Consider the following 16635-nt stretch of genomic DNA (forward strand, 5'->3'; position numbering starts at 1 on the left):
GGAATTAAAAATTTAGGGGCAAAATTATAGTATTTCTACAATTTTACCCCTCTTTTTTTAAAAATTCATCAAGTCCTAGCCCAGGGCCTGTTCAAGGTCGGCTATCAGGTCCCTGAAGTCCTCTATTCCCACGCTTAACCTTATAAGTGCATCCACCACCCCGCTCTTCTCCCGTTCATCTTTCGGGATACTGGCATGAGTCATGCTGGCAGGGTGTCCGGCCAGGCTTTCCACTCCCCCGAGAGACTCAGCGAGGGTAAAGACCCTGAGCCGTTCAACAATACGAATGGCTTCGTCATAACTGCCCCCTTTGGGTATAAAAGAAATCATCCCCCCGAAGTCGGCCATTTGACTTTTAGCGATATGATGGTTGGGATGGTCTTCAAAACCTGGCCAGTATACCTTTTCGATTTTAGGGTGAGTTTTTAAAAATTGGGCAATCTCCCTTCCGTTTTCGCAATGGCGCTGCATACGGACATGAAGCGTTTTAATCCCGCGCAAAACAAGGAAACTGTCCATGGGTCCGCAAACGGCACCGCTCGCATTCTGGATAAAGTAAAGCCTTTCTGCAAGGGCCTTGTCATTAACAACCAGTGCTCCCACTACCACATCGCTGTGACCACCGAGGTATTTGGTGGCAGAGTGCATGACTATGTCCGCACCAAGGTCCAGTGGCCTTTGTAAATAAGGGGTGGCAAAAGTATTGTCTACGGCTAGCAGAATATCGTGCTTTTTGGCCAGCACTGAAATTCCGGATATATCAACCACATTCATCATGGGGTTGGTAGGGGTTTCAACCCATATGAGCCTGGTACGTTCATTAATTTTTGATTCAACCGCATCCAGGTCCTGTAAGCCAATGAAGTGGAATTGTATCCCGAACTTTTCAAAAACCTGCCTGAAAAGCCTGTAACTACCCCCGTACAAGTCGTTGGTGGATATCACCTCATCTCCGGGTGCCAGAAGCTTTACCACCGCATCAATGGCAGACAACCCGCTGGCGAAGGCCAGGCCGTATGTGCCATTCTCGATACTGGCCAGTGAACGTTCCAGGGCCGTACGTGTGGGATTAGCACTTCTCGAATATTCGTAGCCTTTATGGCCGCCAGGCGTAGACTGGGCATAAGTAGATGTTTGATAAATTGGAGGCATAACTGCTCCATAGGCCTTGTCTGGTTCCTGACCCCCGTGAATAGTCTTACTGTTGAAATGCAATTGCTGCTCGCTCATATTGTGAAATTAGAAAAACAAAGGTATCGTATCCGGAGGAGTTTGCCATGGGGCAAAAGTCCTCAATTGCTCAGTGCTTTCTGCAAGGCCAGTATAGCCCCCAGGTGCAGGCCTTCGTGATATACATTAAAAGCAAGGGCCTCCTCTACAGAAGTTAAAGTTACATTGGCACTGGTTGTATACGACTGGTACGCTTTAAAGTGTCCATCCCGGTAATCCTGCTGCGTCTGTTCGAGTGTGGAAAAAAGCAATTTCTGCAACTCTTCAAGCTCCTCAGTAGAAACAGTAACGGATTCAGGAACCGTCCCCTTGCTGTATTTGGCTACCAATTCGGCGCCCACATGCAGCGATAAATTGCTCAGACCATAAGTAATCAACTGCTGGGTAACCACCACATGGGCAATATTCCAGTAGATGTGATTTCGAAATCCATCCGGTATTTGGAAAAGCTCCTCCCTGGGTGTTTTCCGTAGAATAGAATAAAGAAATTTGCGGTTCTGGAGCAGTATGGTAAACAGGTATTCCATGGCAGAAGATTTGATTAAATATAAAATATTTGAGGGTAATTAGGTTTCTTTGCGTTAAAATCAATATCCACCCTGGCGTGTTATGAACAAGATATACTATCTCAGCAGTTGTGATACCTGTAAACGTATCCTAAAGGAGCTGCAACCTATGGAAGGAATGGCTTTACAGGATATTAAAACAACCCCGATAACGGAAGAACAGATCCAGCAACTTTTTGAACTGGCCGGAAGTTACGAGGCTCTTTTCAGCAAAAGGGCGCGATTGTATAAAGAACGAAACCTGAAGGATAAAAACCTTGGAGAATCCGATTTCAAAAACCTTATCCTAGAGCACTACACCTTTCTCAAAAGGCCGGTTATAGTCATTGAAGGGGAAATCTTTATAGGGAACAGCAAAAAGACCGTGCAGGCGGCCAAAGAAAAACTCCATACTTGAGCAAACGAAATCTCGCTTTACTGGCTGCCCTTGGAGCCACCACTATATATGGGCTTAACCATACCATTGCCAAAGGTGTAATGCCTTACTATGTTGGCCCTTTTGCTTTTATATTACTGCGGGTAGTAGGGGCTTCCATACTTTTCTGGGCTGTTTCATTTCTGGGTCCTAAAGAAAGAATTGAAAGAAGAGATTGGGGCAGGTTAATCGTCTGTTCCCTTTTCGGGATGGCCATTAATATGTTGTCATTCTTCAAAGGACTGGACCTGTCCACGCCCATAAACAGTTCTGTGCTGGTTACCACAACTCCCATCATAGTAGTTGTGCTCTCTGCATTTTTGATCGAGGAAAAGATCCGCCTGGTAAAAGGTATAGGCATCCTAACAGGTCTGGCCGGGGCGCTTGTACTGGTACTCTATGGCAATGAGATCCGGGGGGATGCCCCCAATATCCCACTTGGAAATATTCTTTTCCTGGTTAATGCCCTCTTTTTTGCACTTTACCTCATACTGGTAAAAACCCTGGTGGAAAAATACCATCCCTTTACGCTGATGAAGTGGCTTTTTCTGATTGGAGTAGGATTGAATTTGCCTGTTACCCTGCCTGAATTTCTTGAGATATCCTGGGCAACACTCCCATGGGAAGCTATTTGGAAAATTGGCTTTGTGGTCGTTGGCACTACCTTCTGTACCTACCTGTTCAATGCTTATGCCCTTACCCAGCTTAAGGCCTCCACGGTAAGTGCTTTTGTATACCTGCAACCCCTTATCGGTATCATCTTCGCCCTGATCAGTGGAAGAGACAGTTTAAATGGCGTTAAGGCCGGAGCCGCTATTCTGGTGCTGATTGGGGTTTATCTGGTGAGTAAACGACCTAAGCCAAATCCTGGGGACGTTTAGCATATTTACGGGTATCCGCAGCCGTCAGTATACGGAATCCTTCAGGCTTTTCAACCTTGTCCCAGGCAGAAAGAAATCTTGCTTCCAGGGGGATCAGTTTGCGGGTCTTCAGACTGATCCATCCACCAATTAGTTCGCAATGAGCCAGATGGCGCCCCTGGTGATCATAGAAATTGTGGTGAAACTCAAAATACATCCCGTCTTCACTTAATCCCATAACCTCGAGCGATACGCGAACTGCCGTGCCGGGAAGAACCTCCCTGAAATAGTACATATGCTCGTAAAACACAACAGGCCCGATCTGATGTTCCTGCAGGGCGGCATGATCAAAGCCAAGTCCTTCAAGGAAAGACATCCGGGTGTGGCTCATAAAACTCATGTAGGAACTATTGGCCAAATGCCAGTTGGCATCCAGATCGTTCCAGCGAACTTCAAACTCTTTAAAATACATCAATACGATTTATTATGCGTGCATAGGAAATCAAAAATACTACAGTTTTACCTAACAGCTGCTAAAGGAGCTTTAATATTATGCCTATTTTTAAGCTCACAACAAAAAATATGGATACCAAGGCACCTTTTATTGACTCCCTGTCACTTCCCGCAATTGCGGCTCCCATGTTCTTAATATCGGGGCCCCAACTCGTTATTTCCTGTTGCAAGCAAGGAATTGTTGGGACTTTTCCGGCACTTAACCAGCGAACCAGTGAAGGGTTTGAGGAATGGCTTATAGAAATCAAAGAAGCCCTTGAAAAATTTGAACAGGAAACCGGCAGGAAACCAGCCCCTTTTGGAGTGAATCTCATTGTACATCCCACCAACCCCAGGCTGGAAGCCGATCTGAAGTTATGCATAAAGCATAGTGTGCCCCTGATTATCACCTCACTTGGTGCAGTTTCCAAGGTAGTGGATGCCGTGCATAGTTACGGGGGACTCGTATTTCACGATATCATTAAGAAACGACATGCACAGAAAGCTGCCGAAGCCGGAGTGGATGGCCTTATCCTCGTGGCTGCAGGTGCGGGGGGACATGCTGGCACCCTCAATCCCATGACTTTAGTGGCAGAGGTCCGTAAGTTTTTTAAGAAAACACTCATACTTTCAGGATGTATCAGTACCGGAAGAGATATAGCTTCCGCCCTGCAAATGGGGGCAGACCTGGCCTATATGGGTACCCGGTTTATCAATACAACCGAGAGCAAGGCCCCCGAAGATTATAAAAAAATGATCATTGAATCCGGAGCAAGTGATATTGTCTATACCGCCGCTATTTCTGGCGTACACGCCAATTTCCTGGCGGCAAGCCTTCAGGCCGCGGGAATTAGGCAGGAGGATCTGACCAAGGACCACAAGGTTGATTTTGGCAAAGAACTGGACACAGAAGCCAAGGCCTGGAAAACCATCTGGTCTGCCGGGCAGGGCGTGGCCACCATTGAGGATGTGTTACCCGTGGAAGAGCTGGTAGCGCTACTCCGCAAAGAGTTTCTGGAGGCACTCGAAGATCAGACAAAGATCCTGAAAAAGTACTCTTAAAGATAAACCTGACCGAAGAATTATTTTCTTTACCGATGCCCGTACTGCCAAGTCCTTACAACCCTCCCCTGCTTTTCAGGAATGGGCATGCTGCAACCATTTACGCCGGCCTTTTCCGCAGGGTAGACGGGATAAACCAGGAGCGGGAACGCCTGGAACTTGAAGACGGGGATTTTATGGACCTGGACTGGAGCTATGCCGAAAAACCCTCCCAAAAAGTTGCTGTCCTGCTTCACGGACTAGAAGGGCATGGCCAAAGGCCTTACATTACAGGTAGCGCTAAAATATTTAACCGGGCAGGCATAGATGCCTGCGCAGTTAATTTCAGGGGTTGCAGCGGGGAGACGAATCGTCTTTATCGTTCCTATCATTCCGGGGCTACGGAAGACCTGCATGCTGTTATCCTGCATATCCTTGAAACAGGGAAATACACGGATATTCTTATAAAAGGCATTAGCCTCGGGGGCAACATGGCTATGAAATATTTGGGAGAGGGACGTACTGTTCCCAAAGAAGTAAAAGCGGCCATTGGAGTGTCTGTGCCCTGCGATCTTCACGATTCCTTAATACAGCTGCTAAAACCAAAAAACTGGGCCTATGCCCACCGGTTCCGCAATCACCTCATTGCCAAACTCCGGGCCAAACAAAAATTATACCCCGAGCTCATTACGGATGAACAAATTCAAAACATCAGAACTCTGAAGGATTTCGATGATCTCTATACCAGTAAGGCCCATGGTTTCAGGGATGCACTGGATTATTATGAAAAATGCAGCAGCGGGCAATTCCTGAATGGTATCCAGGTGCCGGCCCTGATCATAAATTCCCTGGACGACTCTTTCCTTGGGGAAGCCTGTTACCCGCAACAAGAGGCTGAAAAGAATCCCAAACTTTATCTGCGCATGCCCCGGCATGGGGGTCATGTAGGTTTTATTGAGCAGGGAAATATCTCTTATTCTGAAAAGGTTAGCCTGAGCTTTGTATCCGAATTCCTATAAGTTGGCATTTTTGGTATATTAGTGCCTCCAAAACAAATACTATGTACAGAAAATTAATATGGATTGCCCTGGCTACGGTCTTCGTTGCCTGCGGCGGTAAACAGGAAAAAAAGGATTCCTCCGATGCCAACAATGCAAAAACTGAGGTTAGCAAAGATCAGGAATCTGGTAATGTTGCGATCGATATGGACAACAAGGGAATTGGCCCTATTAAAGAACTCACCTTCGACAGTGAAATCAACAAAGAACTGGCAGCTAAAGGGGAGGCTACTTTCAATATGATATGTACGGCCTGCCATATGACAGATCAGCGTATGATCGGCCCTGCCATGAAGGGGATATACGAACGTCGAAGCCCTGAATGGGTAATGAATATGCTCCTGAATCCTGGTGGTATGCTAGAGGAAGATCCCATAGCGAAGGCTTTGCTAAAGGAATACAACAACATGGTTATGACCAACCAGAACCTCAGCGAAGAAGATGCAAGGGAAATTGCCGAGTACCTGCGAACTCTTTAGGAAAAGTACAAATAGCTAAATAAGGCGCAAATAACCGGGGTAAGGGTTGTTTGCGCTTTTTTATTTGTCCTGATTAAGGCATGGAAATCCCCTATCTTTATAAAACGGCACGACTCTTGAATTAACTCGGAAGGACGTTTAACATAAATATATTCATCATGAAAAATTACGGCTTTGCCACTCGACTATTCCTTTTTCTGGGCACAAGTTTTTTACTATGTCTTCCTGCTGTTGCACAGCAAAAGAACTTTATTGACCAGCCCTATCTGGAAACTACAACCACGGTAGATACCCTTGTAGTGCCAGATCGTATTTATCTCAATATTGTCCTAACAGAAGCCGATACCAAAGGAAGGACATCTGTTGAGGAACTGGAAAACCGAATGGCTGCCAAACTTAAAAGCCTTGGGATAGACCTGGACACACAATTGAGCCTGTCCGACCTGGGCAGCGATTTTAAAAAGTATTTTCTTCGAAAAACCGATATACAAAAAGAGAAGGCCTACACGCTTGTAGTGTATGATGGACTTTCCGTTGGACAGGTACTCAAAGGGATGGAGACTGTTGGTATATCTAATATCAGCCTGCAGAAGACTGAATATTCCCAGATGGAATCACTAAAAATGGCTTTGCGCATCAAAGCCCTTTTGAAAGCCAAACAACAGGGTAGTAGTCTAGTAAAAGCCATCGGACAGCAGCTTGGGAAGGCTCTCCATATTCAATATTTTGAAAGGAATTTTACAGATTCAAGAAGAGGGTTACAGGAAATGGTGGTAATGACTAAATCTGAGCCTATGGATGTAGAGTTCAGTAAAATCAGGATTGAAACACAGCTGTCCGTAAAGTTTGCCATGGAATAAATCAAATCACCCCATTAAGAAACAGGAAAAGGGGTTATGTTCCCGGTGATTTCAGAATGTCCTTCCTTAAAGACCCGAATGATCGGCAGCGTTAATTTTGAAGTAGAATATGGGATTTATGCCCGCAGGGCTTAGAACTTATCTACCAAAACCTTGTAGGTGGGATCTTCCAGCACATTGACATCTATTATTTTGTCTGCATTTGACAACAGTCTTCTACAGTCCCTGCTGAGATGCCTGAGGTGAACCCTTTTACCTACCTTGAGATAGCGCTCCGTAATCTTGTTTAGGGCTTCGATAGCCGACATATCAACCACACGGCTCTCTTTAAAATCGATGATCACCTCATCCGGATCATTTAAGACATCGAACTTTTCATTAAACAGGGCAACCGATCCAAAAAATAGTGGTCCATAGATCTCATAGTGTTTCACCCCGTTTTCATCGATGTGTTTCCTTGCACGGATACGTTTTGCATTATCCCAGGCAAAAACAAGTGCCGAAATAATAACCCCTACTAATACAGCAAGTGCCAGATTATGTAGAAAAACCGTAACCAGGGTTACCAGTACCATCACCAGCACATCAGATTTAGGCATCCGCCTGAAAGTCCTCAAACTTGCCCATTCAAAAGTCCCCAGTGCAACCATGATCATCAGGCCTGTAAGCGCAGCCATGGGCACCTTTTCGATAAGATCGGCCCCAAACATTATGAATACCAGTAACATAACAGCTGCCACAATCCCCGATAAACGGGCACGAGCTCCATTAGAAGTATTGATCAAACTTTGTCCTATCATGGCGCAACCTCCCATTCCCGAGAAAAATCCGGATAAGATATTTGCGGCCCCCTGGGCTACCGCTTCTTTATTGCTTCTTCCCCTGGTTTCTGTAATCTCATCAACAATATTGAGTGTAAGCAGGCTTTCGATCAATCCCACTCCTGCTACTATGGCAGCGTAAGGAAAGATTATTCGCAGGGTTTCTATGCTGAGCGGAATTTCAGGAATATGAAATGGGGGGAAACCGCCTTGAATACTGGCTATATCTCCGATGGTTCGGGTGTCTATATCAAATACTACCACGATTCCAAAAATCAGCAAGATCGCCATGAGGGAGGCAGGCACCACCTTGCTCAGTTTGGGGAGGCCCCATATAACAAGCATGGTCAATAGCACCAGGCTGAGAAAGATGAACAAAGTGTTTCCGGACATCCATATCCCTTCCTGAACCTTGAATTGATCCAATTGTGACATGAAGATAATTATGGCCAGACCATTTACGAACCCGAATATTACCGGATGGGGAACCAGGCGCATAAACTTTCCCAATCGGAGGAAGCCTGCCGCTAACTGCAAGATACCAGCCAGGACCACCGCCGCAAAAACATATTCAACACCATAGTCTGCCGCAAGCGAAACAATAACAACCGCCACGGCCCCTGTAGCACCGGATATCATTCCGGGCCTGCCTCCCAAAATTGAAGTAACCAAACCCATTACAAAGGCAGCATATAACCCGGTTAAGGGAGATAAGCCTGCAATCAGTGCAAAAGCAATTGCTTCTGGAACCAGGGCGAGGGCAACGGTAAGACCGGATAAGACTTCCGTCCTGTAGTTTACTTCCTGTGAAAAATCGAATAGATTGAGATATTTTTTCAATGCCCTTATTTTAAGGGGCCAAAAGTAACCTTATTCTCCAATCTTACCGCAAATAAGGATGAATTTATGCCTGCTCTATTACCAGTTCTTCAATCCGAGTAACTTCTCGCCAAGGTCTGACAATTCGGCCCGACCGTACCTGGTTTGTTCCCATTTCCTGGGATCCCCGGGAAAGGCATAGCCTTCAGGTGCCACACGGTTCTTCCAGGAATGTATGCGCCAGTTACGCAATTCTTCATTGTCTTCTTCGGCAGGCATCATGGAAATATACTGGGCTATACGTACCTTATTACGCGACTTATTAGGTCTGATTCCATGGGGTTCTGTACTGTTGAAAATCAACAAATCTCCCGTTTCCATTTTTACTTTGACAATCTTATCCTCCAGTCCCTGCAAATCGGGTTGAAAATGGTCGCGGTCTTCCGGTTGGGTAAGTTTCCAGCTATCGTAGTTCCTGTAAAGCCAGGGAATACATTGAAAGCCCCCCATATCCTCATCGGTCTGGTCTGATAAGGCCAGGACGCCCTGAACATTCTGAGGCCTGGTTTCAGGATCGTAGTCCCAGTGTATAAATCCTTTTTTGTTCTCACCGGGCCGTTGTGGAAAATTGAGGTTTGCCCGGTCTATGGTTACCCATAGTTTTTCCGTACCCCAGACATCCACAAAGGCATCGTAGACTCTTTGCGTTTGCCTGTTGTTCCATAGGTGCTGATGGTTGTAAACTTCTACCATCCCTGTACCTGTGAGTTCCTTCATCTTCATTTCGGCCCTGGGGGGCGCATACCAGGTCTCAGGATCGTCAGGATCCTTTTCATCAAACTCCCAGAGAAAATCCGCTGTTGCCCTGGCCTGTTCTTTGGGCACTGCGTTTTTAATGACTATATAACCATTATGCATCCAGAACTCCCAGTCGTCCTCAGACAGCACACGCAATGGCATCCCGCTGGAACGGTCATTCAATTTCTTTTTACTGCTGGTAGCCGTGGAAGGATTGCCTGGAATTTCTTCGTGTGCCTTGTTGGCCATTTCTATTTTTACCTCCTTATCCATAGTCATTAATTTTTAGTTTACCATCCCAAAACTACTCGTATGATCTGTTCACCTCAACCGTGATATTGATATAAATTTGAATAATATTAACATTATCTGTATCATTTAAGATTTACTAGGTAAATTTTGTGTAATTTTAGCTTGTTCATGCTGTTTCCCCAGAAATGAAAATTCAATTAGAGACCATATCTCCGGATACCAAAAGTCCTTTCAGGCTTTTGCATAATCCTAAATTGAATCACCTTTTTTACTGGCATTTCCATCCGGAGCTGGAACTCGTATATATTGAAGGCGCCAATGCCAAAAGGCATGTTGGGGATCATATTTCGGAATACCAGGGGAGTGACCTGGTACTCATTGGGTCCAATATCCCCCATTTGAACTTTGACCATGGGGTTACCACATCCTATAAGAAGGAAGTCCTGCACTTTAAACCCGAATTCAGGGATAATATACTGGAGGGTTTGCCGGAACTGAAATCTATTGACCGATTGCTTGAACTATCCAGGTATGGTATTGCCTTTCACGGCAGAACCAAAAAGGAGGTTGGAGAACTTATGAAAAATCTGCACCTACTCAAGCCATTCGAATTCTTTATGTCCATTATGCATATTCTGAACGAACTGTCGGGCAGCAAAGAATTTGAGCTCCTGCATAAAAAGCCTTTCGTAAACAAATACAGCAAAAAAGAACAATCACGAATCCGCAAAATTTACGGCTTTATTGACGAGCGATATCAGCATAAAATTACGCTTGAAGAGGTAGCTGCCATGTGCAACTTAACCAAACCGGCCTTTTGCCGGTATTTCAAAAAAGCCACCGGAAGTACCTTCATAGAATTTTTAAACCAGTATCGCGTTAGCCAGGCCAAGCGGTTGCTATTGATGGGTAAAAATGTCAGTGAGTCCTGTTACGAATGCGGCTTTGAAAGCCTGTCTTATTTCAATCGCAGTTTCAAGAAAATTACGGGGGCAAATCCATCTGAATTTAAAATCACCTACGCTTCAAAAGCGAACCGCCCCATGTAAGGATACTTCGGGGCGGTTCTCAACTAACTAACCAACTAAAAAAATGAACTGTCTTTTTATGCTATAATGGCCTTTTTCGTTTCACGTCCATTACAGGCAATTCCTGCTTGCTGCGCTTCTTTGCCTCGTTGCCCTGACCGGATTTCAGGTATTGCTGAAATCCTCTTCCCCTGAATTCATAGAGCGTACCGCTATCGGGATGATACAGTTCCAGCGTATTATCATTGGGCACGTACAGCTCAAAGTAATCATTGCCCATAAAGTCGTAATCCAGAGTCAGGGTCTTAAGCGTGGCATCATTTGGCACATCAAACACCTGGTATTCCCCTTCGTAATCCCACTGCACCTGTCCGATCGGAATTCCTGCAGGGTCTATGGATGACCTGAAGAAACCTCCCCCGGATACGGGCAGAAACTGCAAGTATGTTTCCTCATCAAAATCATTCAGGGCACCTGCCTCACTGGTAAAGACTTTTTCCCATAAGGTATACTCCTGCAGGAAGTACTGTATATTGTCATAGAACACGCCGTCATAATCAAATGAATGCCTCTGATAGCCCTGAAGGATATAAGAAGTATTAGTACGGTTATGATATAATTCTATAGTACTGCCATTGACTACATAGATGTCAAAAAGCCAAAGTCCATCCACATCGTGGTCTACCTCCACAGCGCCGTTCAGGGGACTGTAATATCCTACTGAAATACCCAGGCCATTTCCTGTTTTACCAAGACCTACCAGGTTATTGTTTGCCCATAATACGCCGCGATCGAAGGTGATGGTAAAAGCCTGTTGCAAAAAGGGCACCTCTCCACTACCTGAAGAAGCATTGATATCCACATACCAGAGGTCAAAAGACTCCAGCAATATCTCTGTATTACGCGGTGATTCCACTATTATTTCATCGTCAATAATTACCTCTGTATAGCACGAAGAAAATGCGATACCAAGTAAAGCCCAAATCGGAAGTAGTTTTATTGCCCTCATAATTCTTTTATTTGGTATATAGTAAACAAGGTCTATGCCAATTTTATAAATATCTGATTTTAAGATTTTTAGACCTCCTTGCATTTTTGTTACTTTTGAATCCTAAAGAAAAACCATGGGGAAACCTGTTCAATTTGCTGTCCTGGGGGGAGGAAGCTGGGCAACTGCGATAGTTAAAATGCTGTGCGAAAATGTCCCCAGGGTGCTATGGTACATGCGCAACGAGGATTCGGTCTCGTACATCCGCAAGCATGGGCATAATCCCAACTACCTCACCGATGTGGAATTTGAGAAGGACCAGCTGATTCTTACTTCAGACATCAATAAAGCCGTGTCCGGAGCCGAAATCCTGATCTTTGCTATTCCCTCGGCTTTCCTGGAAAGCGAGCTGCGCAAGATTGAAGGCAACTTTGCCGACAAAATCATTTTTTCTGCAATCAAGGGCATTGTACCGGAAACAGGCCTTATTGTAGGCGAGCATTTTCACGTTCATTACGGCATTCCCTTTGCAAATATTGGTGTGATTACAGGGCCATGTCATGCCGAAGAGGTAGCTCTGGAACGGCTGTCCTACCTGACCATTGCCTGCGACGATCAGGATAAGGCAAGGCGTGTAGCGGAATGCTTACAGAGCGATTATATCAGGACGAAAATCTCTGATGATATTATCGGTACGGAATATGCTGCCATGTTAAAGAATATCTATGCCCTTGCTGCGGGTATTGCTCATGGACTGGGATATGGGGATAATTTCCAGAGTGTTTTGATGAGCAATAGTATACGGGAAATGGATCGCTACATCAAACGGGTTCACAAGATGAAGCGCAATATCAACAATTCTGCCTATCTGGGAGACTTGCTGGTTACCGGCTATTCTACATTCAGCAGAAACCGTATGTTCGGGAATATGATTGGCAAGGGATATACCGTAAAGAGTGCCCAGATGGAAATGAATATGGTTGCCGAGGGTTATTATGCCACTAAAACTGCTTATGAATTAAAGAGTCGTTTTAAGAAGAAGGTTAAGTCGCCCATCATTGACGCCGTTTATGAGATCCTCTACCAGAAGAAAAGCGCTAAAAGGATTTTCAGGCAGTTAACTGAGAACTTAGACTAAAGTTCCGTTATCCCTTATACCCGTTCCAGGTCGAACTGAGAGTGCAGGGTTAATTCCCTATCCAGGTCGTCCCGCCATCTATCAATCTGTTTTTTATCCAGGCCGAAGTGCTTCTGGAAATAAGCCAGAACAGGCTCGGCAAATTTTCTGACACTGTGTATATCGAAGTACAGTCTGCCAGTCCTCCTGATGAAAAAATCCAGGGGAGTCAGGATACATTCGTAATCCAGCCCAAATTCCAGCTCGGCAAGGATCATCCGTTCCTGGGGCGAACTGACCTTTGAATTCTGATAATTCAGAAGTATCTGCTCGGTTTGTTTGCCGTAGTTAGTTACCAGGTACCAGGCATCATAATCGTTAAAACCATCGCCTGCTATCCGCCCGTGAACTTCGGTTATATACTGCTTTACATGTTTGAATTTTTTAAAGGCACTTCCGCAAAGGGGAATGGTATCGGTTTTACATGACGGAATATCCCGGTTGTGATCTTCCTTAAATTTCACAGCAACCTGGTTAACCACGCGCTCGGCCATTTTGCGATACCCCGTCAATTTCCCCCCGGCCATGCTGATCAGGCCGCTTTCCGATGTAAAGATCTCATCCTTCCTCGACAATTCCGAGGCAGATTTTCCCTCTTCATGAATAAGTGGCCGGAGGCCTGCCCATGAGGACTCGATGTCTTCCATCTCTAGATTGATATCAGGAAACATATTGTTCACCGCAGAGATCAGGTAAATGGCGTCTGCCAGGTCGGTGGTTACATGGTCCTTGTCATCCAAATAATCCGTATCTGTAGTGCCCACATAGGTAACTTTACCCCTTGGGATGGCAAAAATCATCCGACCATCGGGAACATCGAAATAGACAGACTGCTTAACGGGTAACTTTTCATAGGGGAATACCAGGTGTACCCCCTTGGTAAGATGCAGTCGTTTTCCCCTAAGGGAATTGTTCAGGCTGCGTAACCTGTCTACCCATGGCCCTGCTGCACTGATCACATAAGTGGCTTTGATGGTAAGGGTTTCTCCTGAAACATGATCCTTAACTTCGGCCCCGGTAACCTTTTCCCCATCATAGGTAAAATCCGTAACCTCCACATAGTTCAACACGGTGGCCCCGTAATCGAGGCTTGTTTTGATATTCTCCAGGGTTAGTCGGGCATCATCTGTTCGGTATTCTGCGTAATGGCCTGCTCCCTTGAGGATTTTTTTGGGCAACAAAGGTTCCAGTTTAAGGGCTTCCTTCTTTTCGAGCATCTTGCGCTTGTCATCCCCACTTACCTGGGCCAGGATATCGTACACCTTCAGACCAATAGACGTAAGCCACTTGCCGTAAGAGCCATTTTCAATGAGGGGGAGCAGCATTTTCTCCGGCAGTACAAGGTGAGGGGCAAGCTTATGAACAATGGCCCGTTCCGAGCCTACCTCTTTTACCAGCCAAAAATCGAATTGTTTGAGATAGCGGAGACCCCCATGGATGAGTTTGGTGGATTTGCTACTGGTTCCCGAGGCAAAATCCGCTTTCTCTACCAGGGCCACCTTTAACCCACGGGAAGCGGCGTCAAGGGCTATCCCTGCTCCGGTGATACCCCCGCCTATGACCAGGATATCAAAGTGTTCTTTGGATAATTTGCTCAGGATCTCTTCCCTGTTCTTATTGGAAAATGGGATATTCTCTTTCATAGTCTTCCTGTAAATCAGGACCTTAAATTATAGCAATACCAACTTTAAAGCAGGTCTTTATGGCAAATGTAAGGGATTTAACTGCCGGGGTCAAAGGGTTGGTCTAATGATAACCAAAAGGTAAAGCTGGAGTTATTCCCTGTTGAAGTTGTATTCGCGAAGAACCTGACAAATACGCACCTTATACCACTGGTACCATTCCTTAATACCCATGGCCTGGGCTACTTCATGCTCAACATTGGCTTTCCAGGCGGCTATGGCCTCAAGGCTGTCCCAGTAGCTGATTGAAATCCCGGTTTCTTCCCGGGCAGTTTCAAAACCCAGGTAACCCGGTTGATTTTTAGCCAGCTCCTCCATCTTGCCTGCCATATCCCGGTATCCTTCAGTGCTGGCGCATAGCGCATTGCTAAAAATTACGGCATAGTAGGGTTTGTGAGCCTTCATTGAATAAACTCTTTCTCTATGAAATAATCTACAATGGCTTCTTTCATCAGGACCGACTGCTCTCCTGCCTTAAGTGGGGGAAGGGGTTCCTTTACGAGATAGTGCGGCCAGCCCTCATCATCAAAGTAATCGAACTCATAATAGCCATAGGGTTCCAGCAAACGGCATATGGCAATGTGCATGAGGTTGATCTTCTCATCTTTTTTGAAGGAGCGGTGGTATTGACCCAATTCCTGCAGCCCAATGAGGTAAATTATGGCATCGAGCTCCAAAGGATCGCCATCTGAGAACTTTTCAGACAGCTTCTCTACCAGCATTTCCCATCGCTCCTTAAGAATAATATCTCTGGACATACGCTTCGCTTTAAATGACTCCGGATAAAAAATAATAGTGAATTACTCCGTGGATAACCCACCAGGACAGAGCTCCAAATGTACGAATCAATACTTTATATTTGAATAAATACATCGGGATGGGAATCTTAGATATAGTCCTGGGCTTACTGCTGGCTTACGGGTTCTACAGGGGTCTGAGAAACGGTCTTTTTATGGAAATAGCCTCACTGGTAGCACTGATCGCCGGGTTATACGGGGCCATACACCTGTCTTATTTCACCGGGGACTACCTTGAACAGCGCGTGGATTGGGATGAGCGCTATGTAAGCATTGTTGCTTTTATCATCACTTTTTTCGCCATAGTGCTGCTGGTCCATATAGGGGGCAAGATAATTACCAAAGTGGTAGACCTCACCGTGCTGGGCCTTCTTAATAAGATTGCCGGAGGAATATTCGGTGCCGTTAAAGTAGCGGTTATTCTGGGTGCCATCCTGATTTTTTTTGATAAAGCCAATGAGTCCCTCAATATGTATGAAAGTGAATCATCCCGGGAATCTGTTTTATATGAGCCGGTTAAAAGCCTGGGAGCTTTTGTGTTTGGGGCCATAATTTCGCATTACAACCAAATCGAGTCTGATCCGGAAATACAGTGACCCGGAACAACTTCTGTTGTAAGCCTACAGGAGCTATCAGAAATTTCTGTAAGGGGTTAAAAAACAAGGCCGTTCGTCGATAAATATAGCCTCTTAAAGGAAAGTTGTGTAAGTTCCTCGACTTTTATTTACATTTCATCGCTTGGGTATTTTGTTGCCGCCCTGCGACAAATCTACCCGGCATACGAGAGAACACTATATGAAAATGAAACTCAACGGGCTGTTGCTGGCATTTTTGCTATGCATTGTGGTTTCCTGTAATGAAGAATCACAGGAAGAAACTTTGTATGAGATAAACCAGAATGCCGTCCAGGTTGAAAATGCATTGCTGCAGGCAGTAAATGAGCATCGCATTTCTTTGGGCTTTAATGCACTTGAGTTCAGTGCCATTGCTTACGAATACGCCAATGAGCATAACGACTACATGATCGCCAAAGGAGGCCTGAGCCATGACCACTTCAGCTCCAGGGCATCCAGTATAGCGGCTGAAACCAACGCCGAATATGTTTCCGAAAATGTTGCCAAGGATTACCCCAGTGCGCAGCAAGCTTTCGAAGGTTGGCTGAACAGCCCCAACCACAGAAAAACCATGGAGGGAGAATTTACCCATACTGCGGTAAGTGTCAAAGTAGACAATACGGGCAATTATTACTACACACAGCTTTTCTATCGCTAA

General features: G+C 45.4%; 19 protein-coding genes. 10 read left to right on the plus strand and 9 right to left on the minus strand.

Features of this window, described 5'->3' with window-relative positions:
• Nucleotides 1–75 precede the first annotated feature (75 nt).
• Complete coding sequence (locus tag OO016_RS01860; RefSeq protein WP_266010345.1) at nt 76–1230, minus strand: cystathionine gamma-synthase; 1155 nt, start codon at nt 1228–1230, stop codon at nt 76–78.
• 62 nt (nt 1231–1292) lie between these two features.
• Nucleotides 1293–1757 carry a DinB family protein gene (locus tag OO016_RS01865; protein WP_266010346.1) on the minus strand — a complete coding sequence of 155 codons (465 nt, stop codon included), beginning with the start codon at nt 1755–1757 and terminating at the stop codon, nt 1293–1295.
• 82 nt (nt 1758–1839) lie between these two features.
• Here OO016_RS01865 and OO016_RS01870 point away from each other — a divergent pair, with 82 nt between their 5' ends.
• The gene (locus tag OO016_RS01870; RefSeq protein WP_266010347.1) at nt 1840–2193 is read left to right on the plus strand and encodes an arsenate reductase family protein; all 354 of its coding nucleotides are present in this window, start codon (nt 1840–1842) and stop codon (nt 2191–2193) included.
• Nucleotides 2190–3092 (plus strand): DMT family transporter, encoded by a 903-nt coding sequence (locus tag OO016_RS01875; protein WP_266010348.1) that lies wholly within the window; start codon nt 2190–2192, stop codon nt 3090–3092. The genes OO016_RS01870 and OO016_RS01875 overlap by 4 nt, the downstream gene beginning before the upstream one ends.
• Here the strand turns inward: OO016_RS01875 and OO016_RS01880 are convergent.
• Nucleotides 3067–3543 carry an acyl-CoA thioesterase gene (locus OO016_RS01880; protein WP_266010349.1) on the minus strand — a complete coding sequence of 159 codons (477 nt, stop codon included), beginning with the start codon at nt 3541–3543 and terminating at the stop codon, nt 3067–3069. The two genes, OO016_RS01875 and OO016_RS01880, sit on opposite strands and share 26 nt — an antisense overlap.
• Before the next feature lie 110 nt (nt 3544–3653).
• Here OO016_RS01880 and OO016_RS01885 point away from each other — a divergent pair, with 110 nt between their 5' ends.
• From OO016_RS01885 to OO016_RS01900, 4 genes are all read left to right on the plus strand, one after another.
• Entirely contained in the window at nt 3654–4625 is a 972-nt protein-coding gene (locus OO016_RS01885) for an NAD(P)H-dependent flavin oxidoreductase (protein WP_266010350.1), read from the plus strand.
• Between the two features lie 35 nt (nt 4626–4660).
• Complete coding sequence (locus OO016_RS01890; RefSeq protein ID WP_266010351.1) at nt 4661–5623, plus strand: YheT family hydrolase; 963 nt, start codon at nt 4661–4663, stop codon at nt 5621–5623.
• A gap of 41 nt (nt 5624–5664) precedes the next feature.
• Nucleotides 5665–6141, plus strand: coding sequence for a c-type cytochrome (locus OO016_RS01895; protein ID WP_266010352.1), 477 nt, complete (start codon nt 5665–5667; stop codon nt 6139–6141).
• A gap of 158 nt (nt 6142–6299) precedes the next feature.
• Entirely contained in the window at nt 6300–7001 is a 702-nt protein-coding gene (locus tag OO016_RS01900; protein ID WP_266010353.1) for an SIMPL domain-containing protein, read from the plus strand.
• Nucleotides 7002–7132: 131 nt separating this feature from the next.
• Here OO016_RS01900 and OO016_RS01905 read toward each other — a convergent pair whose 3' ends face one another.
• Nucleotides 7133–8662, minus strand: a complete 1530-nt coding sequence (locus tag OO016_RS01905) for a SulP family inorganic anion transporter (RefSeq protein ID WP_266010354.1) — start codon at nt 8660–8662, stop codon at nt 7133–7135.
• A gap of 78 nt (nt 8663–8740) precedes the next feature.
• Complete coding sequence (locus tag OO016_RS01910) at nt 8741–9712, minus strand: phytanoyl-CoA dioxygenase family protein (protein WP_266010356.1); 972 nt, start codon at nt 9710–9712, stop codon at nt 8741–8743.
• Nucleotides 9713–9876: 164 nt separating this feature from the next.
• On the opposite strand from OO016_RS01910, the gene OO016_RS01915 reads away from it, so the two are divergent.
• A complete protein-coding gene (locus OO016_RS01915) occupies nt 9877–10740 on the plus strand; it encodes a helix-turn-helix domain-containing protein (protein WP_266010357.1) in 864 nt (287 codons plus the stop codon).
• A 61-nt stretch (nt 10741–10801) separates the two neighbouring features.
• Here the strand turns inward: OO016_RS01915 and OO016_RS01920 are convergent, their stop codons facing one another.
• The gene (locus OO016_RS01920; protein ID WP_266010359.1) at nt 10802–11728 is read right to left on the minus strand and encodes a nicotinic acid mononucleotide adenyltransferase; all 927 of its coding nucleotides are present in this window, start codon (nt 11726–11728) and stop codon (nt 10802–10804) included.
• A gap of 115 nt (nt 11729–11843) precedes the next feature.
• Between OO016_RS01920 and OO016_RS01925 the strand changes: the two genes are divergently transcribed.
• Nucleotides 11844–12845 (plus strand): NAD(P)H-dependent glycerol-3-phosphate dehydrogenase, encoded by a 1002-nt coding sequence (locus OO016_RS01925; protein ID WP_266010360.1) that lies wholly within the window; start codon nt 11844–11846, stop codon nt 12843–12845.
• 14 nt (nt 12846–12859) lie between these two features.
• On the opposite strand, the gene OO016_RS01930 is transcribed toward OO016_RS01925, so the two are convergent.
• The 3 genes from OO016_RS01930 to OO016_RS01940 form a co-directional block, all read right to left on the minus strand.
• On the minus strand, nt 12860–14527 hold the full coding sequence (locus tag OO016_RS01930) for a glycerol-3-phosphate dehydrogenase/oxidase (protein ID WP_266010361.1): 1668 nt from the start codon (nt 14525–14527) through the stop codon (nt 12860–12862).
• A gap of 132 nt (nt 14528–14659) precedes the next feature.
• Nucleotides 14660–14971 (minus strand): antibiotic biosynthesis monooxygenase family protein, encoded by a 312-nt coding sequence (locus OO016_RS01935; protein ID WP_266010362.1) that lies wholly within the window; start codon nt 14969–14971, stop codon nt 14660–14662.
• Nucleotides 14968–15324: a hypothetical protein gene (locus tag OO016_RS01940; RefSeq protein WP_266010363.1), complete on the minus strand. Its 357-nt coding sequence runs from the start codon at nt 15322–15324 to the stop codon at nt 14968–14970. The genes OO016_RS01935 and OO016_RS01940 overlap by 4 nt, the downstream gene beginning before the upstream one ends.
• A 119-nt stretch (nt 15325–15443) precedes the next feature.
• On the opposite strand from OO016_RS01940, the gene OO016_RS01945 reads away from it, so the two are divergent.
• Complete coding sequence (locus OO016_RS01945) at nt 15444–15959, plus strand: CvpA family protein (RefSeq protein WP_266010364.1); 516 nt, start codon at nt 15444–15446, stop codon at nt 15957–15959.
• Nucleotides 15960–16164: 205 nt separating this feature from the next.
• Nucleotides 16165–16635 (plus strand): CAP domain-containing protein, encoded by a 471-nt coding sequence (locus tag OO016_RS01950; protein ID WP_266010365.1) that lies wholly within the window; start codon nt 16165–16167, stop codon nt 16633–16635.

This window comes from Lentiprolixibacter aurantiacus (genome assembly GCF_026241225.1).
In the GTDB taxonomy this organism is placed as follows: Bacteria; Bacteroidota; Bacteroidia; order Flavobacteriales; family Flavobacteriaceae; genus Lentiprolixibacter; species Lentiprolixibacter aurantiacus.

Excerpts from the sequence above, each read along its gene's own strand:
- OO016_RS01860 (WP_266010345.1), bottom strand. The coding sequence starts at position 1,230 with ATGAGCGAGCAGCAATTGCATTTCAACAGTAAGACTATTCACGGGGGT.
- OO016_RS01865 (WP_266010346.1), bottom strand. The coding sequence starts at position 1,757 with ATGGAATACCTGTTTACCATACTGCTCCAGAACCGCAAATTTCTTTAT.
- OO016_RS01870 (WP_266010347.1), top strand. The coding sequence starts at position 1,840 with ATGAACAAGATATACTATCTCAGCAGTTGTGATACCTGTAAACGTATC.
- OO016_RS01880 (WP_266010349.1), bottom strand. The coding sequence starts at position 3,543 with ATGTATTTTAAAGAGTTTGAAGTTCGCTGGAACGATCTGGATGCCAAC.
- OO016_RS01885 (WP_266010350.1), top strand. The coding sequence starts at position 3,654 with ATGGATACCAAGGCACCTTTTATTGACTCCCTGTCACTTCCCGCAATT.
- OO016_RS01890 (WP_266010351.1), top strand. The coding sequence starts at position 4,661 with ATGCCCGTACTGCCAAGTCCTTACAACCCTCCCCTGCTTTTCAGGAAT.
- OO016_RS01895 (WP_266010352.1), top strand. The coding sequence starts at position 5,665 with ATGTACAGAAAATTAATATGGATTGCCCTGGCTACGGTCTTCGTTGCC.
- OO016_RS01900 (WP_266010353.1), top strand. The coding sequence starts at position 6,300 with ATGAAAAATTACGGCTTTGCCACTCGACTATTCCTTTTTCTGGGCACA.
- OO016_RS01910 (WP_266010356.1), bottom strand. The coding sequence starts at position 9,712 with ATGGATAAGGAGGTAAAAATAGAAATGGCCAACAAGGCACACGAAGAA.
- OO016_RS01915 (WP_266010357.1), top strand. The coding sequence starts at position 9,877 with ATGAAAATTCAATTAGAGACCATATCTCCGGATACCAAAAGTCCTTTC.
- OO016_RS01920 (WP_266010359.1), bottom strand. The coding sequence starts at position 11,728 with ATGAGGGCAATAAAACTACTTCCGATTTGGGCTTTACTTGGTATCGCA.
- OO016_RS01925 (WP_266010360.1), top strand. The coding sequence starts at position 11,844 with ATGGGGAAACCTGTTCAATTTGCTGTCCTGGGGGGAGGAAGCTGGGCA.
- OO016_RS01930 (WP_266010361.1), bottom strand. The coding sequence starts at position 14,527 with ATGAAAGAGAATATCCCATTTTCCAATAAGAACAGGGAAGAGATCCTG.
- OO016_RS01935 (WP_266010362.1), bottom strand. The coding sequence starts at position 14,971 with ATGAAGGCTCACAAACCCTACTATGCCGTAATTTTTAGCAATGCGCTA.
- OO016_RS01940 (WP_266010363.1), bottom strand. The coding sequence starts at position 15,324 with ATGTCCAGAGATATTATTCTTAAGGAGCGATGGGAAATGCTGGTAGAG.
- OO016_RS01945 (WP_266010364.1), top strand. The coding sequence starts at position 15,444 with ATGGGAATCTTAGATATAGTCCTGGGCTTACTGCTGGCTTACGGGTTC.
- OO016_RS01950 (WP_266010365.1), top strand. The coding sequence starts at position 16,165 with ATGAAACTCAACGGGCTGTTGCTGGCATTTTTGCTATGCATTGTGGTT.